Origin of the sequence: Enterobacter sp. I4 (assembly GCF_022669095.1) — a bacterium.
GTDB lineage: Bacteria > Pseudomonadota > Gammaproteobacteria > Enterobacterales > Enterobacteriaceae > Enterobacter > Enterobacter pasteurii.
The window spans coordinates 443,487-461,549 of the sequence record NZ_JALBUO010000003.1 but is presented as its reverse complement, the minus strand read 5'-3'; the positions used below and the strand labels follow the sequence as shown (position 1 = coordinate 461,549).

The following is an 18,063-nucleotide window of genomic DNA, read 5'->3' as shown; positions in this document are numbered from 1 at the left end:
ATTACGTCATCAGGTCGTTGCCCATGAGTAAACCGTTCAAATTGAATTCTGCTTTCCGTCCATCCGGGGACCAGCCCGAGGCTATTCGTCGCCTGGAAGAGGGGCTGGAAGACGGGCTGGCGCACCAGACCCTGCTTGGGGTAACCGGTTCGGGTAAAACGTTTACCATTGCCAACGTCATTGCCGATCTTCAGCGGCCAACCATGGTCCTGGCGCCCAACAAAACGCTGGCGGCGCAGCTGTACGGTGAGATGAAAGAGTTCTTCCCGGAAAACGCCGTAGAGTATTTCGTCTCCTACTACGACTATTACCAGCCGGAAGCCTACGTTCCCAGCTCCGACACGTTTATCGAAAAAGATGCCTCGGTGAATGAACACATTGAGCAGATGCGTCTGTCGGCGACCAAAGCGCTGCTGGAGCGTCGCGACGTGGTGGTGGTGGCCTCGGTTTCGGCAATCTACGGCCTGGGCGATCCGGATCTCTATCTCAAGATGATGCTGCACCTGACGCAGGGGATGATCATCGATCAGCGCGCGATTTTGCGCCGTCTGGCGGAGCTGCAGTACACCCGTAACGACCAGGCGTTTCAGCGCGGGACCTTCCGCGTGCGCGGTGAGGTGATCGACATCTTCCCGGCGGAATCGGACGACATGGCGCTGCGCGTTGAGCTGTTCGACGAAGAGGTGGAACGGCTGTCGCTGTTCGATCCGCTGACCGGCCACGTCGAGTCCGTTATCCAGCGCTTCACCATCTACCCGAAAACGCACTACGTCACGCCACGCGAACGTATCGTGCAGGCGATGGAAGAGATCAAGCTTGAGCTGGCGGACCGCCGCAAGGTGCTGCTGGCGAACAACAAGCTGCTGGAAGAGCAGCGCCTGAGCCAGCGTACCCAGTTCGATCTGGAGATGATGAACGAGCTGGGATACTGCTCCGGCATTGAAAACTACTCGCGCTATCTTTCCGGGCGCGGGCCGGGCGAAGCGCCGCCCACGCTGTTTGACTACCTTCCGGCGGACGGCCTGCTGGTGATCGACGAATCACACGTCACCATCCCCCAGATCGGCGGGATGTACCGCGGTGACCGCGCGCGTAAAGAGACGCTGGTGGAGTACGGGTTCCGTCTGCCGTCAGCGCTGGACAACCGTCCGATGAAGTTTGAAGAGTTTGAGGCGCTTGCCCCGCAGACTATCTACGTATCGGCAACGCCGGGCAACTACGAGCTGGAAAAATCCGGTGATGACGTGGTGGACCAGGTGGTGCGCCCGACCGGGCTGCTGGATCCGATTATCGAAGTGCGTCCGGTGGCAACCCAGGTGGACGACCTGCTCTCGGAAATTCGCGCCCGTTCCGCCATCAACGAGCGCGTGCTGGTTACCACGCTCACCAAGCGCATGGCGGAAGATCTGACGGAGTATCTGGAAGAGCACGGCGAGAAGGTGCGTTATCTGCACTCGGACATCGATACCGTGGAGCGCATGGAGATTATCCGCGATCTGCGTCTGGGCGAGTTCGACGTGCTGGTGGGGATCAACCTTCTGCGAGAAGGTCTGGACATGCCGGAAGTTTCGCTGGTGGCCATTCTGGACGCCGACAAAGAGGGCTTCCTGCGCTCCGAGCGTTCGCTGATCCAGACCATTGGCCGCGCCGCGCGTAACGTCAACGGGAAGGCGATCCTGTACGGGGATAAAATTACCCCGTCGATGGCGAAAGCCATTGGCGAAACGGAACGCCGTCGCGAGAAGCAGCAGCGCTACAACGAAGAGCACGGCATTACACCGCAGGGGCTGAACAAGAAGGTGGTGGATATTCTGGCGCTGGGTCAGAACATTGCGAAGACCAAAGCGAAAGGCCGCGGCAAGGCCCGTTCAGTGGTGGAAGAGGATACCGTCGCGCTGACGCCGAAAGCGCTGCAGCAGAAGATCCACGAGCTGGAAGGGCAGATGATGCAGCACGCCCAGAACCTGGAGTTCGAAGAGGCGGCGCAGATTCGCGACCAGCTGCATCAGCTTCGGGATCTCTTCATCGCCGCATCTTAGGTAAAGCAGCGTGTTTTCGCCCTCTCCCTGTGGGAGAGGGCATCAGGCCGCACAAAACGAGCCTACCCCAGCTCCTGAATCGCCTTCTCCAGCGCCTCGCGCAGCAGGTGGCGGTCGTGACGGTATTTTATGTCGCTTGCCTCCAGCGGCTCCTGCACCACTACGCGATCGCCAATTCCCGATACATCCACTTTCGGCCCGACCACGACACCGTCGATAATTTTTTTGCCGACGTACTGCTCCATCAGTTCAAGCTTGTCCGCCAGCGACAGGCTCGCCGCCGCCGGGCTGAGTTCGCGACCTAAATTACCGATATACACCATGGGCGCGGGCGTTCTGCGCAGCGCCTGCGCCAGCTCGTTTACCAGCAGGATCGGCATCAGGCTGGTATAAAAACTTCCCGGCCCAATCAGGATAAGATCGGCTTCGCCAATCGCTTCTACCGCTTCACGCGTTGCGTGTACGCTGGGGTAGGTCATCAACTCTTTTGGCGGCAGAATAAGCTGATCGATATTCACCTCGCCGTATACCTCGTGATCGTCGGCATCGATCGCCATCAAATCCACCGGCTGTTCCGACATCGGGATCAGAAACGCATCCACTTTGAGCAGGTTACGAATTAAGTTGATCGCCTCCAGAGGCCGCACGCTCAGGTGGTCCAGCGCCTTTAACATCAGATTTCCCAGGTTATGGCCTGAAAGTTCGCCATTCCCGCCAAAACGGTACTCAAACATCGCCGACGCCACGCTTGGCTCCGTAATGAGCTGGTTAAGACAGTTGCGCATGTCACCCCAGGCAATCCCGCCTTCGGCGCGCCGGATCCGCCCGGTGGAGCCGCCGTTGTCGGTGGTGGTCACGATGCCCGTCAGGCGTGAGCCAAGTGACGATAACGACGACATAACCCGACCCAGGCCATGGCCTCCTCCAAGTGCGACCACGCGGTCCAGATCCGCAAAAGTGCGATTGCGCATACCCATTCCTTATCCTGTTTTATCTTGCGTCACAGTAACGCAACCACCCCTAAAAGACGATGCTTCTCACAATCCATAATGACGTATATCAATGCGAAAGCGCTGTTTTTGCGTATTCTGTAGTGAAAATGCACGATAACACCGTTATGTATAAATTTATATAGCGAAAAGCGAGAATGGCGCAGTGGAGATTTCCACGCTACTATCGCCATAACCACGTTTTCAAAACTGAAAACATACACTCTAGCCCTGGCGCCTGTGTCGAGAGATATGGCGCCCTGGCCGTGGCGGATTTGCCACCAGGGTACAGAAAGAAATGACTGTGCCTCCCGTATCTGGAAAGGTGTACATGGCTTCACAACTTACTGATGCTTTCGCGCGTAAGTTTTTCTACTTACGTTTGTCGATTACCGATGTGTGTAACTTCCGTTGCACCTACTGTCTGCCCGACGGCTATAAGCCTGGCAGCGTCACCAATAACGGCTTTCTCTCCGTGGATGAAGTGCGCCGCGTCACGCGTGCGTTCTCTGAACTCGGTACGGAAAAGGTCCGTCTGACCGGGGGAGAACCCTCCCTGCGTCGTGATTTCCCTGACATCATTGCCGCCGTGCGCGAAAACGAGCGTATCCGCCAGATTGCGGTGACCACCAACGGCTATCGCATGGCGCGCGACGTGGCGAACTGGCGCGAAGCGGGCCTGACGGCGATTAACGTCAGCGTCGATAGCCTTGACGCCCGTCAGTTCCACGCCATTACCGGCCAGGACAAGTTCCGTCAGGTGATGGACGGCATTGACGCGGCGTTTACGGCCGGTTTCGACAAGGTCAAAGTCAATACCGTTTTGATGCGTGATGTGAATCACCATCAGCTGGACACCTTCCTGGCGTGGATCAAACCGCGCCGTATTCAACTGCGTTTTATTGAGCTGATGGAAACCGGAGAGGGCAGCGAGCTGTTCCGCCGGCATCACATCTCCGGCATGGTGCTGCGCGATGAACTGCTGAAGCGCGGCTGGATCCATCAGATCCGCCAGCGTAGCGATGGCCCGGCGCAGGTCTTCTGTCACCCGGATTATGAAGGCGAAATCGGGCTTATCATGCCCTATGAGAAAGACTTCTGTGCCAGCTGCAACCGCCTGCGCGTCTCCTCCGTGGGCAAACTGCACCTCTGCCTGTTCGGCGATGGCGGCGTCGATCTGCGTGATTTGCTGGAGGACGATGCCCAGCAGGACGCGCTTGAAGCACGCATTTCCGAGGCGCTGACGCACAAAAAGCAGACCCATTTCCTGCATCAGGGCAATACCGGAATTACTCAGAACCTGTCTTATATCGGCGGGTAATCAGGCTTTAGAAGGAACCAGAAGATGAGTCAGGTAAGCGCAGAATTTATCCCGACACGCATTGCTATTCTTACCGTTTCCGACCGTCGCGGTGAAGAGGATGACACCTCCGGCCACTGGCTGCGCGAGGCGGCACACGAAGCCGGACACCAGGTTGTTGATAAAGCGATCGTCAAAGAGAACCGTTACGCCATTCGCGCGCAGGTCTCGCAGTGGATTGCGGGTGAGGACGTCCAGGTGGTGCTGATTACCGGCGGTACCGGCTTTACCGCAGGCGACCAGGCGCCAGAAGCGCTGCTCCCGCTGTTCGATCGCGAAGTGGAAGGCTTCGGTGAAGTGTTCCGCATGCTCTCCTTTGAAGAGATTGGCACCTCCACGCTTCAGTCGCGCGCCGTAGCGGGCGTGGCGAACAACACGCTGATCTTCGCCATGCCGGGTTCGACTAAGGCCTGCCGCACCGCGTGGGAGAATATTATTGCCCCGCAGCTGGATGCCCGTACCCGTCCGTGTAATTTTCATCCCCATTTAAAGAAATAAGCTATGTCACAACTGACCCACATTAACGCCGCCGGCGAAGCGCATATGGTGGATGTCTCCGCCAAGGCTGAAACGGTGCGCGAGGCGCGCGCAGAAGCGTTCGTCACCATGCTGCCGCAGACGCTGGCGATGATTATCGACGGCAGCCATCATAAGGGCGACGTGTTTGCCACCGCCCGCATCGCCGGTATTCAGGCTGCAAAACGTACCTGGGAGTTAATCCCGCTTTGCCATCCGCTGATGCTCAGCAAGGTGGAGGTGAACCTGCAGGCGCAGCCGGAGCATAACCGCGTGCGTATAGAATCCCTCTGCCGCTTAACTGGGAAGACCGGCGTGGAGATGGAGGCGCTGACGGCAGCGTCCGTGGCGGCGCTGACCATCTACGACATGTGCAAAGCGGTGCAGAAGGATATGGTGATTGGCCCGGTGCGTCTGCTGGCGAAAAGCGGCGGCAAATCCGGTGATTTTAAGGTGGACAGCCATGATTAAGGTGCTCTTGTTTGCCCAGGTCCGCGAGCTGGTGGATACCGACAGCCTGACGCTGGACGCTACTTTTGAAAACGTCGCCGCCCTGCGCGCGCATCTGGCTGCGCAAAGCGACCGCTGGGCGCTGGCGCTGGACGAGGGCAAGCTGCTGGCCGCCGTTAACCAGACGCTGGTGGAGTTCAGCCACCCGCTGGCCGAAGGGGATGAAGTGGCATTCTTCCCGCCGGTTACGGGGGGTTAAGATGGCGGAAACCCGAATTCTGGTCGGCCCTGAACGCTTTAGCGTCGGTACCGAATACGGCTGGCTGGCAGAGCGCGATGAAGACGGCGCGGTCGTGACCTTCACCGGAAAAGTGCGTAACCACAACCTCGGCGACAGCGTAAAAGCGTTGACGCTCGAGCACTATCCGGGTATGACCGAAAAATCGCTGGCGGCGATCGTGGAAGAGGCGCGAGGCCGCTGGCCGCTGGGGCGCGTTACGGTTATTCATCGCATCGGTGAGATGTGGCCCGGCGAAGAGATTGTGTTTGTCGGCGTCACCAGCGCGCACCGCGGGAGCGCCTTTGCGGCAGGGGAGTTCATCATGGACTACCTTAAAACCAAAGCCCCCTTCTGGAAGCGTGAGGCGACGCCGGAAGGCGAGCGCTGGGTAGAATCGCGCGACAGCGACAAGCAGGCTGCCAGCCGCTGGTAACAGGTTTATGAGGATGTGTTAGTCTTAACGTGTGTGTTTACTTAATCAGGAGTGAATCATGGACCGATTTCCGCGTTCCGATTCGATAGTACAGCAGACCCGTAGCGGGTTGCAGACCTACATGGCTCAGGTATATGGCTGGATGACGGTCGGCCTGCTGCTTACCGCGTTTATTGCCTGGTATGCGGCAAACACGCCTGAACTGATGATGTTCATCTTCTCCAGCAAAATCACCTTCTTTGGGCTGATCATTGCGCAGCTGGCGCTGGTGTTCGTCCTCTCCGGGCTGGTGCACAAGCTCAGCGCGGGGATGGCGACCACGCTGTTTATGCTCTACTCGGCGCTGACCGGGCTGACGCTTTCCAGTATCTTCATCGTCTACACCTACTCCTCTATCGCCAGCACGTTTGTGGTGACCGGCGGAATGTTTGGCGTGATGAGCCTGTACGGCTACACCACCAAACGCGATCTGAGCGGTTTCGGCAGCATGCTGTTTATGGGGCTGATTGGGATTGTGCTGGCGTCGCTGGTGAACCTGTGGCTGAAGAGTGAAGCGCTGATGTGGGCGGTAACCTATATCGGTGTCGTCATCTTTGTCGGCTTAACCGCCTATGACACCCAGAAGCTAAAAAATATCGGTGAACAGATTGACGTTCGCGACAGTGCTAACCTGCGCAAATATTCAATTCTGGGCGCGCTGACGCTTTATCTGGACTTTATCAACCTGTTCCTGATGCTGCTGCGTATTTTTGGCAACCGTCGTTAGTGAGGGTGGGGCTGTCTGATGCCCTCACCCTGACCCTCTCCCACAGGGCTGAGTGTTCCCCACAAATTAATGCGAGCACTAAGCAATCCCCTCGCCCCTCCGGGGAGAGGGTTAGGGTGAGGGGAACATACGGCGGTGGTGGTCATTCCGTTCACGTTATGTTCCTTGCTACTCTGTAACGACATGACCGGTGAACGTGCCAGGGTGGCTCAGTCGCCACCACCCTGGCGACCCGGGCTCCCGGCGGTAAATCGCCGCTTCGCGGTGCCTTCGGCTTATTCCTTCCGGCTTATCGGGGACGGGCGGAGGTAACCTCCCTGTAAAGCCGCCCTCTCGGCGCATCCCTGCGCCTCGCCCCGGCCTGCAGGAAACGCCTCAGCGATTTACAGCCGGACCAGGGCGTCGCTGTAATTCATTTATTTTCCTGAAACAACATTCGTCGCTTTCGGTAAAAAAATTACTGGGGATCCCTCAGCCCACAGGGAGAGGGAACAAACCCTAAAAACGGCAACGAAGTTGCCGTTTTGCTTTTATTTTGCCATCGCCTTCTCGTTCTTCGCCCGCAGCTTCTTCGCCCGACTCTCCAGCACCAGATAACAGACCGTTGCCAGCGCCAGCGGCAGGAAGTAGTAGATCATGCGGTACGCAAGAAGGGCTGCGATAATCGTTCCCTGAGAGACATGCTCGCCGGCCAGCAGGGCAATAAATACCGCCTCCAGCACGCCAATGCCCGCCGGGATATGGACTATCACGCCGGCAATACTGCTCACCAGCAGCACGCCCAGCACGAAGAAGTAGTTCACATCTTCTCCAATCAACAGCCAGATAATGGCCCCCATCGCCATCCAGTTGGCGCTGGAAACCACCATTTGCAGGACGGCGAACTTCCACGACGGCAGCACCAGCTTCTGCCCTTTAATGGTCATATGGCGACGTTTAGCAAAGGCGCACGCCCACAGATAGACCGCGATAATCAACAGCAGCACAATGCCCAGAATGCGCAACGTTGCTTCATCGATATACCAGTGCGCAGGCAGCTGCACGACGCCGATGGTGAAAATCACCCCGCCCAGCAGGATGTATCCCAGCCAGTTGGTGGTGATACTCAGCGAGAAAATGCGGGTGATGGTTCCGCCGGGTAATCCGAGGCGCGAGTACAGGCGATAGCGCATGCCGATGCCGCCCACCCAGGTGCTCAGCGTCAGGTTGAAGGCGTAGCAGATGAACGACACCAGCATCACCTGCCGCTTTGCCAGCTTATGGCCGCAGTAGGCGCGCCCGAGCAGGTCGTAGCAGCCGTACATCAGGTAGCTCACGATGACCAGCCCAACGGCCCCCAGCAGCACCATCCGGTTGTAGTTGCGGATAACTTTCCACACCTCTTCCCAGTCCACTTTCTGGGCGTACACCACCAGCAGTACCGCGACGGCAATAAAGAACAGCCAGGTGAGTATTTTTTTCGCCAGCCGCCAGCGAGGATGCGATTTTGACATCAGGTTTTCCCTCCATCTTCCGCTTCAACGCGGTCCTGGGTTTCCATTTCGGGTTGAACCGGAGGATCAACCAGCGCCAGCTTCGGCGTGTGCGCGGGCAGCCAGCCCACCATCGCCGGGAAGTGACGCAGGAAGTGGAACACCACCACGCCGATGCCAACGTTCCACCAGCTGCGTTTCGGCACCATGGATTCATCCACCCGCACGCAGTCATTCTTGATAAGCCCCTGAAGGTTATCGCGCAGGGTCTGGTTAAACTGGCGATCGTGAATGATCAGGTTCGCTTCCAGATTGAGCGACAGGCTCAGCGGATCGAGGTTGCTGGAGCCGACGGTTGCCCAATGATCATCCATAACGGCCACTTTGCCGTGCAGCGGGCGGCGGCGATATTCATAGATCTGCACGCCGCTTTTCACCAGGTAGCGGTAGAGCAGACGGGCGCCGACCTTCACAATCGGCATATCCGGCTCGCCCTGCACGATGAGCTTCACGCTCACGCCGCGTCGGGCCGCGTTGCGCATGGCGTGCAAAATACGATAGCCGGGGAAGAAGTAGGCGTTGGCGATAATCACCTCGCGTTTGGCGTTGGCCAGCATCTTCAGGTAGTGGCGCTCGATGTCGTCCCGATGCTCCTCGTTATCCCGCCAGACAAACAGCGCCTGGGCTTCGCCCGGCTTGCGGTTCTCTTCCGGGCGATGGCGGCGTCGCCACCAGCGGCGAGCGGCCTCTTTGCCGGGCAGGTTTTCCAGCACGAACAGCTGAATGTCCTGCACCACCGGTCCTTCAATGCGGATGGCGTAGTCCTGCTTGGCCTCCGGACCGTAATCCGACATATGCTCTGCGGAGTAGTTTATGCCGCCCACGAACGCTACCGTTTCGTCCACCACCACGATTTTGCGGTGCATACGGCGGAACAGGTTGGTGCGCATGCCGAACAGGCGCGGGCCGGGATCGTAATAGCGGAACACCACGCCCGCGGCGGTGAGCTCATTAACAAATTCATCGCTGAGATCCGGCGAGCCATACCCGTCGAGCAGAACCTCGATTTTTATACCGCGCCGGGCGGCCTGCAGCAGCGCGCCGTGCAGCTGTCGGCCAACGTCGTCTTCAAACCAGATAAACGTTTCCAGGAATACTTTCTGCTGTGCGTGGCTAATCGCCTCAAAGACCGCCGGATAAAAGTTATCGCCGTTTTCCAGCAGCGTAATGCGGTTACCTTCCTGCCATGTGCATTTCATAAGTGTATCTCCGCGCTGAGTGGGGCATGGTCGGAGAGATGTCGCCAGTTGAGTAAGGCCAGCGCCGTCGGGCTGCTGGCATGGGCATTTTTAACGTAGATGCGGTCCAGGCGCAGCAGGGGGAAGCGCACCGGAAACGTCCGTGCGGGACGCCCGCGCGCGCGGGTGAAAATCTCCTCCAGCCCCGCGTTCACCTTCAGCGGATGGTTGGCGCGCTGCCGCCAGTCGTTGAAATCACCGGCAACCACCACGGGCTCGCCCTCGGGCAGCGCATTCGTCCACTCTGCCAGCATCTGCAGCTGGGCCTGACGGTGAGCTTCACGCAGGCCCAGGTGCACGCAGCCCACGTGTATGGGGAAATCAAGATCCGGCGGCGTGATGCGGCAGTATAGCAGCCCGCGCTTTTCGCTCTCCCCAACGGAGACGTCGCGATTCTCATAATGTTCAATTGGATAACGCGACAGCACGGCGTTACCGTGATGCCCCTCCGGATAGACCGCGTTGCGCCCGTAGGCGTAATCGCTCCACATGGTATCCGCCAGAAATTCGTAGTGGGGCGTGTCGGGCCAGTTTTCGAAATGCATAGGATGCACCTCGTGGGCGCCCATGACCTCCTGCAGGCAGACAATATCGGCGCTGACGGTGCGTACCGCGTCGCGCAGCTCCGGTAAAATGAAGCGGCGGTTAAATGCTGTGAAGCCCTTATGAATGTTTATCGTCAGCACCTTAAGCGAGAAATGCTGCGTTTTTTTGCTCATAAACACCTTCCTGGGTGACTATCCCGATGAAAATAAAGTGTAGTAGGCGTCACAAAAAGATGCGGCGTTACGGAATTTTCCGTAAAGTGCGGTAGTCTGAATTAGCAGAGAAAAATCCTTCAGGAGAGAAGCCATGAAGTGGCAACAACGCGTTCGTGTCGCAACCGGTTTGAGTTGCTGGCAGATAATGTTGCATTTACTGGTCGTGGCCGTACTGGTGATGGGCTGGATGAGCGGCACGCTGGTGCGTGTTGGCTTAGGCTTATGCGTGCTTTACGGCGTGACCGTGCTGTCGATGCTGTTTTTACAGCGTCATCACGACGCGCGCTGGCGTGAAGTGGGTGATGTGCTCGAAGAGCTCACCACCACCTGGTATTTCGGTGCGGCAATGATCGTCCTGTGGCTGCTGTCACGCGTGCTGCAAAACAACCTGCTGCTGGCCCTGGCGGGTCTGGCTATCCTCGCAGGGCCTGCAGTGGTGTCGTTGCTCACCAAAGAGAAAAAGCTACGCGATGTTTCGTCTAAACATCGCATAGGCCACTGAGCCCGTTGTGGCCGCGATGACCAGTAGCGGCCACAAGCTTCCCCACACAATATCCAGACTCGCATCCTTCAGATAGATTTGCTTGGTGATATCCGTAAAGTGACGAATTGGGTTTATCCACGTCAAATCCTGTAGCCACACCGGCATGTTCTCAACAGGCGAAACGTACCCTGAAAGCAAAATCGCCGGCATCATAAAGACAAACACCCCGATAAACGCCTGCTGCTGCGTGGAGCAGAGCGCGGAAATCAGCAGTCCAAACCCTACCAGCGACAGGCCGTAAATCACCATGGTGAAGTAAAACAGCGCCAGCGAACCGGCGAACGGGATCTGGTAGGCCCAAATCCCAATGCCCAGCACGATGGTGGCCTGGAAGGTGGCGACAATCAGCGCCGGCACCGCCTTGCCGACGAAGATCTGCCAGGTGGCGAGCGGGGAGACCAGCAGCTGATCGAGCGTACCTTGTTCCCGCTCGCGGGCCACGGACAGCGAGGTGACGATCATCACACCGATGGTGGTGATCATGGCGATAAGCGACGGCACCACGAACCACTTGTAGTCCAGATTCGGGTTGTACCAGTTGCGCACCACCAGCTCGCTGTTGTTGGGTTTAGGTTTGCCCGTCATCAGCTCCTGCTGGTAATCCTTCACCACCTGTTGCAGGTAGTTCGCCGCAATCTGGGCGCTGTTGGAGTTACGCCCGTCGAGGATCAGCTGCATCGGCGCGGTCTGGAAGGTGTCCAGGTTACGGGAGAAATCCGCCGGGAAGCGCACCAGCAGCAACGCTTTCTGCGTGTCGATGGTGGGCTGGATCTCCTGCGGGCTTTTCAGCAACAGCACGTGGGTAAAGGCTTTGGCGCGGGCGAAGCGCTGGGTCAGCTCGACGGAATGCCTGCCGTTGTCCTCGTTGTAGACGGCGATGGTGGCGTTAGTCACCTCCAGCGTGGCGGCAAACGGAAACAGTAAAACCTGAAGCAGCACCGGCAGCACCAGAATGGCGCGGGTCTGCGGCTCGCGCAGCAGCGATTGCAGCTCTTTGCGGATCAGTGTCCATAAACGGTGAAACATACTTACTCCTCAGTCCAGTCGCCGTCTGGTTTTCAGCCACGTCAGGCCGATAAACATCACCGCCGACGCCATCAAGAACAGGGTATTAATAATCAGCACCACCGGAATATTCCCCGCCAGGAACAGGCTTTGCAGCGTGCTGACAAAGTAGCGCGCCGGGATGACGTAGGTCACGGCGCGGATCACCGCGGGCATACTGTCTATCTGGAAGATAAACCCGGATAACATAATCGACGGCAGGAAGGCGGCGTTAAGCGCCACCTGCGCGGCGTTAAACTGGTTGCGGGTGATGGTGGAGATCAGCAGCCCCATTCCCAGCGTGCTCAGCAAAAACAGGCTGGTAATAAAGAACAGCACGATGAGTGAACCGCGGTACGGCACGCCGAGGATAAAGACCGCGACAAGCATGCAGAGCAGCATCGCCAGCATGCCGAGGAAGTAGTAGGGGATGAGCTTGCAGAGCAGCAGCTCGACGCGCGTCACTTCGGTGGAGAGCAGCGCCTCCATGGTGCCGCGCTCCCATTCGCGGGCGATGACCAGCGAGGTGAGGATCGCCCCTATCACCGTCATGATGATGGTCACCGCGCCCGGAATAATAAAGTGCTGGCTGATGGCGGCGGGGTTAAACCAGTAGCGCGTCTGCACGTCAATCAGCGGTTCAAACTTTTCCCCCCGGTCCTCGGCGCGCTGCATCTGCCAGAGCTGCCAGATCCCCTCCGCGTAGCCCTGCACAAAGTTCGCGGTGTTCGGCTCGCTGCCGTCGGTAATCACCTGGATCGGCGCGTCGGCGCCCGGGCGCGCCATGTTGGCCGCGAAATCCACCGGGATGACGATCAGGCCGCGAATTTTCCCGGCCTGCATTTTCTGGATCAATTCCTGCCGGCTGTCGCTGATGGTGGCATCGATGTAGGGCGAGCCGGTCATGGCGTGGGTGAAGTCCAGCGCCTCTTCGCTCTGCTGCTCCAGCAAAATCCCGATCCGCAGCTTGCTGGAGTCGAGGTTAATGCCGTAGCCGAAAATAAACAGCAGCAGCAGGGGGATCACCACCGCAATCAGCCAGCTGCTGGGATCGCGCACGATCTGGCGGGTCTCTTTGACGCACAGGGCGCGTACCCGGCGCCAGGAGAGGGCGTTACTGCGCATGGGCATTCTCCTTATCCCAGTCGTGGATGAGGGTGATAAACGCCTGCTCCATGGTCGGGTCCGGCTGTTCGTCGTCGGCGGCCTGCGCTTTCAGATCGTCCGGCGTGCCGTGGGCAATCAGCTTGCCGCGGTAAACCAGCCCGATGCGGTCACAGTACTCCGCCTCGTCCATAAAGTGGGTGGTGACCATTACCGTGACCCCTTTCTCCACCATGCTGTTGATATGCAGCCAGAACTCGCGGCGGGTGAGGGGATCCACGCCCGAGGTGGGTTCATCAAGAAACAGGATATCCGGCTCATGCATCAACGAGCAGGCCAGCGCCAGCCGCTGCTTGAAGCCGAGCGGCAGCGCGTCGGTCGCCTGCGAGGCGATGTCGGTCAGGCCGAAGGCGTCGCACATGCGGCCAATCTTCTCGTTCTGCGCCCGACCCCGCAGGCCGTAGACGCCGGAGAAAAAGCGCAGGTTCTGCTCAACCGTCAGGTTGCCGTACAGGGAAAACTTCTGCGCCATATAGCCCAGGTGCTGGCGCGCCTTGCCGGAACTGACCTTGAGATCCATGTCCAGCACCAGCGCCTTGCCGGAGGTCGGCACCAGCAGGCCGCACATCATTTTAAAGGTGGTCGATTTTCCCGCGCCGTTTGGCCCCAGCAGGCCAAAAATTTCGCCGCGCTTCACGGCAAAGTTGACGTTGTCGGTGGCGGCAAAGTCGCCAAATTTCTTGGTGAGCGATTCCGCTTCAATCACCGTTTCGCCCGCCGTGCCTTCAACCGTGTGCAGAATGGCGCCAAGCGGCGACTCCGAGGTTCCCGCGCCCCCCAGCAGATCGATAAACGCGTCTTCAAAGCGCGGGGTAGTTTCCTGCATCTCAATTTCAGGCATACCCTGCGCCCGGCGGATATCGTCGGCGGTGGCCTCTTTTTTGAGGATCGCCCGCACCGAACGTCCCTGAATCATCCCGTCGCTGATCTGCGGGAGCTTCAGCACCCGCTGGAGCAGCCTGCGGTTCGACTCCTGCGGGCTGTGCAGCAGGAAGCTGCGCCCGGCCATGGTTTGCGTTAGCCTAGTGGGTTCGCCCTGATAGAGCAGTTCCCCTTCGTTCATCAGCAGCACGTCGCGGCACTGTTCTGCTTCATCAAGGTAGGAGGTGCTCCAGAGGATAAGCATGCCGTCGCCCGCCAGCTCGTGCACCATCTGCCACAGCTCGCGGCGGGAAATCGGGTCCACGCCCACGCCGGGTTCATCCAGCAGCAGCACTTTCGGCTCGCCCACCAGCGTACAGGCCAGCCCCAGCTTCTGCTTCATCCCGCCGGAGAGCTTGCCCGCCAGCCGGTCGGTGAACGGGCCGAGGGAGGTAAACTCCAGCAGGCGCGCAAAGGTGTTCTGCCGGGTTTCGCCGGTGACGCTGCGCAGGTCGGCGTAAAGATTGAGGTTTTCCATCACCGTCAGATCTTCGTACAGGCCAAACTTCTGCGGCATATAGCCGAGCATGCCGTGGAGCGCCGCGTCGTCTTTAATCGGATCGAGGCCAAGCACGCTTGCCGCGCCTTCATCCGGCTTCAGCAGCCCGGCCAGCATCCGCATCAGCGTGGTTTTACCCGCGCCGTCCGGGCCGACCAGCCCGGTCACATAGCCTTTGTGAATGGTGCAGTTCAGCGGCGCGACCGCCGGTTTGTCCATTCCCGCGAAGCGTTTGACCAGATTATTGAGCTGGATAACCGCATCATTCATGTCGTTCCCCGTCGTTTAAGGTCACGGTAACGGGCATACCCTGACGCAGCGCGTCGTCCGCGTCGGTAACGATAATGCGCAGGCGATACACCAGGTCGGTACGCAGATCCGGGGTTTCAACCGTTTTCGGCGTAAATTCAGCCGTTGGGGAGACAAAGCCCACCTTGCCGTGATACGGCTTGTCCGGGCGACCGTCGGTGTAGAGCAGCAGCTCGCGGCCCGGCTGCATCTGGCCGAGATTAGGCTCATCAATGTAGGCGCGCACCCACACCGGACGCGTTAAGGAGAGCGTTAATACGGTGCTGCCCGCGCTGAGCATGCTGCCCGGCTCCACGGCGCGGGTCATGAGGGTACCGTCTGACGGGGCGATGAGGGTGGTATCGCGCAGATCCAGCTCCGCCTGGGCCAGCTGCGCCTGGGCCTGTTCGAGGCTGGCTTTTGCCTGAGCAATATCCTGCGCGCGGTTACCGGAGCGGTACTGGCTGAGCTTATCCTGCGCGGATTTCAGCGTCGCCTGCGCCTGGTCGCGGGATGAGCGCGCATTTTCCAGATCGTTGGCGGAAATGGTGCGGCTTTTCCACAGCCCCTGCTGGCGGTTGTAGAAGTTCTGCGCGTAGTCATAGGCGGCTTTCGCCTGCTTGACGGCAGCGGCGGCCTGGGAAATTTCTTCATCGCGATAGCCCGCCAGCATCAGGTCATACTGCGCCTGCGCGACCGAAACGCCTGCTTTTGCCTGCATCAGGGCGTTCTCAAACGGGGCCTTGTCCAGCATCCCCAGCGTCTGCCCGGCTTTAATGGCATCGCCTTCGTCAACGTTCAGCGAGGCCAGCCGGCCGCCGACGCGGAAGCTCATATTCACGGTGCGGATATCAACGTTGCCGTAGAGCGTCAGGCCACGATCCTGCTGGCTCTGATACCACAGCCAGCCGCCAATGCCCGCAGCAAGCAAAATAACAACCACCAGAATGATGGCGACAGGTTTTTTCATGACTTCTCGCTCCTTTGCGTTAAGCCTTGCAGGATCAGATCAACGTGACGGGTAATGACCTGGCTAATTTGCGCGGCTTTATCCTCATCGAATTGTGTCCAGCCCGTACGTAACAGGATGGTTTCGCGCCCCAGACGGAAGGCGAGTACTTCGCCCAACAGGGCGTGGGTATGCAAAATGGTGGCGGTATCGCTGGCGTCCCGTCCGGTATAGGCTGCGACAAGCCGGGTCAGATGGGTGTGCATCGGGGCGATCACCTGTTCGTGAACCAGCTGGTAGGCGACAGTGGGGGAGAGCTGCTCGCGGGAGATAAACCTGCTCAGGTTCAGCGTATCGTCGTGCGTCAGCAGGCGGATCATGTTGTGACAGGCGTTAAGAATCAGCTGGCGGATGGCGGCACGGTCTGGCTCTGGCTGGCTGAACAGCGCGGTGGCCTCTTCAACGTGCGAACGAAAGTGGGTGCCAATGAAATCGGCGATCCACTGGGCGCAGGCGAGGTACAAATCCTCTTTTGAGCCAAAATAGTAGGTAATGGCCGCAATGTTCTGTCCGGCCTGGGCGGCGATGTCCCGGGTGGTGGCGTGCAGGCCATACTCGCCAAACTGCGCCAGCGCGGCGGCGATAAGCTGGCTTTTTGCCTGTTCGCCTTTGATTGTCGTTGGGGTCGTATTCATGGCGGTATTAAAAATTAATCAATCGATTGATTAAGATTATGCCGGAATCGCGCAAACGTCGAGGCATCGCCGGGGATATTTTATGCGCCACGTCACAAAAGCTGCTACACTCCGCACCTTCGTGACATTGTGGTTTTTGTCCTTCCCGTTTGTTATATCTCCCTGAAAACTACACCTGTGATGGTCGGGGCGGTTCGGAGTTTTTATGTCTTTTGATTCCCTTGGCCTGAACCCGGAAATTCTGCGCGCCATCGCAGAGCAGGGCTACGTTGAGCCAACCCCTATTCAGCAGCAGGCCATTCCGGCCGTGTTGCAGGGCCGTGACCTGATGGCCAGCGCCCAGACCGGCACCGGTAAAACCGCGGGCTTTACCCTGCCGCTGTTAGAGCTGCTGGTAAAAAATCAGCCGCACGCCAAAGGCCGTCGTCCGGTACGCGCCCTGATCCTTACCCCAACCCGCGAGCTGGCGGCACAGATCGGCGAGAACGTGCGTGAGTACAGCCGCTACCTCAACATTCGTTCGCTGGTGGTGTTCGGTGGGGTGAGCATTAACCCACAGATGATGAAGCTGCGCGGCGGCGTGGACGTGCTGGTGGCAACGCCGGGCCGTCTGCTGGATCTGGAACACCAGAACGCGGTGAAGCTGGACAGCATCGAAATTCTGGTGCTGGACGAAGCGGACCGCATGCTCGACATGGGCTTTATTCACGATATTCGCCGCGTGCTGGCGAAGCTGCCTGCGCGTCGTCAGAACCTGCTGTTCTCCGCGACCTTCTCCGACGAGATCAAGGCGCTGGCGGAAAAGCTGCTGCATAACCCGCTGGAAGTCGAAGTGGCGCGCCGCAATACCGCCTCCGAGCAGGTGACGCAGCACGTTCACTTCGTTGATAAAAAACGCAAGCGGGAGCTGCTCTCCCAGATGATCGGCCAGGGCAACTGGCAGCAGGTGCTGGTCTTTACCCGCACCAAGCACGGCGCGAACCACCTGGCGGAACAGCTGAACAAAGACGGCATCCGCAGCGCGGCGATCCACGGCAACAAGAGCCAGGGCGCGCGTACCCGGGCCCTGGCGGACTTTAAGTCTGGCGATATCCGCGTGCTGGTGGCGACCGACATCGCCGCCCGCGGTCTGGACATTGAAGAGCTGCCGCACGTGGTGAACTACGAGCTGCCAAACGTGCCGGAAGACTACGTTCACCGCATTGGCCGTACCGGCCGTGCTGCGGCAACCGGTGAAGCGCTCTCTCTGGTTTGCGTGGATGAACACAAGCTGCTGCGCGATATTGAACGCCTGCTGAAGAAAGAGATCCCGCGCATCGAAACCCCGGGCTATGAGGTTGATCCGTCAATCAAAGCCGAGCCGATTCAGAACGGCCGCCAGGGCGGCGGTCGTGGGCAGGGCGGCGGCCGCGGCCAGCAGCCGCGTCGTTCAGAAGGCGGCGCCGCGAAATCCCCGGGCAAACCGCCGCGTCGTAATAACGACAGCAAACCGGCCGGTGAAAACCCGTGGCGCAGCGGCGAAGGAAAGCCAGCAGGGGAAGGGCAGCGCCGACGCCGCCCGCGCAAGCCTGCTAACCCGCAGTAATCTGGAAGCC

At 59.0% G+C, this 18,063-nt stretch carries 18 protein-coding genes and 1 riboswitch; of the genes, 9 read left to right on the top strand and 9 right to left on the bottom strand.

Going from position 1 to position 18,063, the window contains the following annotated elements; genetic code table 11:
• Nucleotides 1–23 precede the first annotated feature (23 nt).
• A complete protein-coding gene (gene uvrB / locus MOQ06_RS21425) occupies nt 24–2,039 on the top strand; it encodes an excinuclease ABC subunit UvrB (RefSeq protein WP_242174741.1) in 2,016 nt (671 codons plus the stop codon).
• Nucleotides 2,040–2,101: 62 nt separating this feature from the next.
• Here uvrB and yvcK read toward each other — a convergent pair whose 3' ends face one another.
• The gene (gene yvcK / locus MOQ06_RS21420; protein ID WP_148420769.1) at nt 2,102–3,010 is read right to left on the bottom strand and encodes a uridine diphosphate-N-acetylglucosamine-binding protein YvcK; all 909 of its coding nucleotides are present in this window, start codon (nt 3,008–3,010) and stop codon (nt 2,102–2,104) included.
• A gap of 227 nt (nt 3,011–3,237) precedes the next feature.
• Nucleotides 3,238–3,372, top strand: a riboswitch (molybdenum cofactor riboswitch).
• On the opposite strand from yvcK, the gene moaA reads away from it, so the two are divergent.
• The 6 genes from moaA to MOQ06_RS21390 all read left to right on the top strand — a co-directional run bounded on the left by moaA (nt 3,360) and on the right by MOQ06_RS21390 (nt 6,833).
• Nucleotides 3,360–4,349 carry a GTP 3',8-cyclase MoaA gene (gene moaA, locus MOQ06_RS21415; protein WP_148420768.1) on the top strand — a complete coding sequence of 330 codons (990 nt, stop codon included), beginning with the start codon at nt 3,360–3,362 and terminating at the stop codon, nt 4,347–4,349. It overlaps the preceding riboswitch by 13 nt.
• Before the next feature lie 24 nt (nt 4,350–4,373).
• Nucleotides 4,374–4,886 carry a molybdenum cofactor biosynthesis protein B gene (moaB, locus tag MOQ06_RS21410; protein WP_148420767.1) on the top strand — a complete coding sequence of 171 codons (513 nt, stop codon included), beginning with the start codon at nt 4,374–4,376 and terminating at the stop codon, nt 4,884–4,886.
• Between the two features lie 3 nt (nt 4,887–4,889).
• Nucleotides 4,890–5,375 (top strand): cyclic pyranopterin monophosphate synthase MoaC, encoded by a 486-nt coding sequence (gene moaC / locus MOQ06_RS21405; RefSeq protein WP_242174740.1) that lies wholly within the window; start codon nt 4,890–4,892, stop codon nt 5,373–5,375.
• Complete coding sequence (gene moaD, locus MOQ06_RS21400; RefSeq protein WP_242174739.1) at nt 5,368–5,613, top strand: molybdopterin synthase sulfur carrier subunit; 246 nt, start codon at nt 5,368–5,370, stop codon at nt 5,611–5,613. Before moaC ends, moaD begins: the two co-directional genes overlap by 8 nt.
• A gap of 1 nt (nt 5,614) precedes the next feature.
• Complete coding sequence (gene moaE, locus MOQ06_RS21395) at nt 5,615–6,067, top strand: molybdopterin synthase catalytic subunit MoaE (RefSeq protein ID WP_148420764.1); 453 nt, start codon at nt 5,615–5,617, stop codon at nt 6,065–6,067.
• A 58-nt stretch (nt 6,068–6,125) separates the two neighbouring features.
• Nucleotides 6,126–6,833 (top strand): Bax inhibitor-1/YccA family protein, encoded by a 708-nt coding sequence (locus MOQ06_RS21390; protein ID WP_148420763.1) that lies wholly within the window; start codon nt 6,126–6,128, stop codon nt 6,831–6,833.
• A gap of 530 nt (nt 6,834–7,363) precedes the next feature.
• Here the strand turns inward: MOQ06_RS21390 and MOQ06_RS21385 are convergent.
• Genes MOQ06_RS21385 through MOQ06_RS21375 form a run of 3 tightly spaced genes read right to left on the bottom strand, consistent with a single transcriptional unit; the run spans nt 7,364 to nt 10,322 of the window.
• Nucleotides 7,364–8,326 carry a YbhN family protein gene (locus tag MOQ06_RS21385; protein WP_242174738.1) on the bottom strand — a complete coding sequence of 321 codons (963 nt, stop codon included), beginning with the start codon at nt 8,324–8,326 and terminating at the stop codon, nt 7,364–7,366.
• On the bottom strand, nt 8,326–9,564 hold the full coding sequence (clsB, locus tag MOQ06_RS21380) for a cardiolipin synthase ClsB (protein WP_242174737.1): 1,239 nt from the start codon (nt 9,562–9,564) through the stop codon (nt 8,326–8,328). The genes MOQ06_RS21385 and clsB overlap by 1 nt, the downstream gene beginning before the upstream one ends.
• Nucleotides 9,561–10,322, bottom strand: a complete 762-nt coding sequence (locus MOQ06_RS21375; RefSeq protein ID WP_193356622.1) for an endonuclease/exonuclease/phosphatase family protein — start codon at nt 10,320–10,322, stop codon at nt 9,561–9,563. The genes clsB and MOQ06_RS21375 overlap by 4 nt, the downstream gene beginning before the upstream one ends.
• 133 nt (nt 10,323–10,455) lie before the next feature.
• On the opposite strand from MOQ06_RS21375, the gene MOQ06_RS21370 reads away from it, so the two are divergent.
• Nucleotides 10,456–10,866 carry a YbhQ family protein gene (locus MOQ06_RS21370; RefSeq protein WP_006809522.1) on the top strand — a complete coding sequence of 137 codons (411 nt, stop codon included), beginning with the start codon at nt 10,456–10,458 and terminating at the stop codon, nt 10,864–10,866.
• Here MOQ06_RS21370 and MOQ06_RS21365 read toward each other — a convergent pair.
• From MOQ06_RS21365 to cecR, 5 genes are read right to left on the bottom strand one after another with little or no spacing between them, the layout of a single operon-like run.
• Entirely contained in the window at nt 10,828–11,934 is a 1,107-nt protein-coding gene (locus tag MOQ06_RS21365) for an ABC transporter permease (protein WP_148420759.1), read from the bottom strand. The two genes, MOQ06_RS21370 and MOQ06_RS21365, sit on opposite strands and share 39 nt — an antisense overlap.
• A gap of 9 nt (nt 11,935–11,943) precedes the next feature.
• Complete coding sequence (locus tag MOQ06_RS21360; protein WP_148420758.1) at nt 11,944–13,077, bottom strand: ABC transporter permease; 1,134 nt, start codon at nt 13,075–13,077, stop codon at nt 11,944–11,946.
• Nucleotides 13,067–14,806: an ATP-binding cassette domain-containing protein gene (locus tag MOQ06_RS21355; protein ID WP_242174736.1), complete on the bottom strand. Its 1,740-nt coding sequence runs from the start codon at nt 14,804–14,806 to the stop codon at nt 13,067–13,069. The genes MOQ06_RS21360 and MOQ06_RS21355 overlap by 11 nt, the downstream gene beginning before the upstream one ends.
• Nucleotides 14,799–15,794 carry a secretion protein HlyD gene (gene hlyD, locus MOQ06_RS21350; protein ID WP_193356619.1) on the bottom strand — a complete coding sequence of 332 codons (996 nt, stop codon included), beginning with the start codon at nt 15,792–15,794 and terminating at the stop codon, nt 14,799–14,801. Before hlyD ends, MOQ06_RS21355 begins: the two co-directional genes overlap by 8 nt.
• Nucleotides 15,791–16,468, bottom strand: coding sequence for a transcriptional regulator CecR (cecR, locus tag MOQ06_RS21345; RefSeq protein ID WP_242174735.1), 678 nt, complete (start codon nt 16,466–16,468; stop codon nt 15,791–15,793). The genes hlyD and cecR overlap by 4 nt, the downstream gene beginning before the upstream one ends.
• 205 nt (nt 16,469–16,673) lie before the next feature.
• Between cecR and rhlE the strand changes: the two genes are divergently transcribed.
• Nucleotides 16,674–18,053, top strand: coding sequence for an ATP-dependent RNA helicase RhlE (gene rhlE / locus MOQ06_RS21340; RefSeq protein WP_242174734.1), 1,380 nt, complete (start codon nt 16,674–16,676; stop codon nt 18,051–18,053).
• Nucleotides 18,054–18,063: the final 10 nt, after the last annotated feature.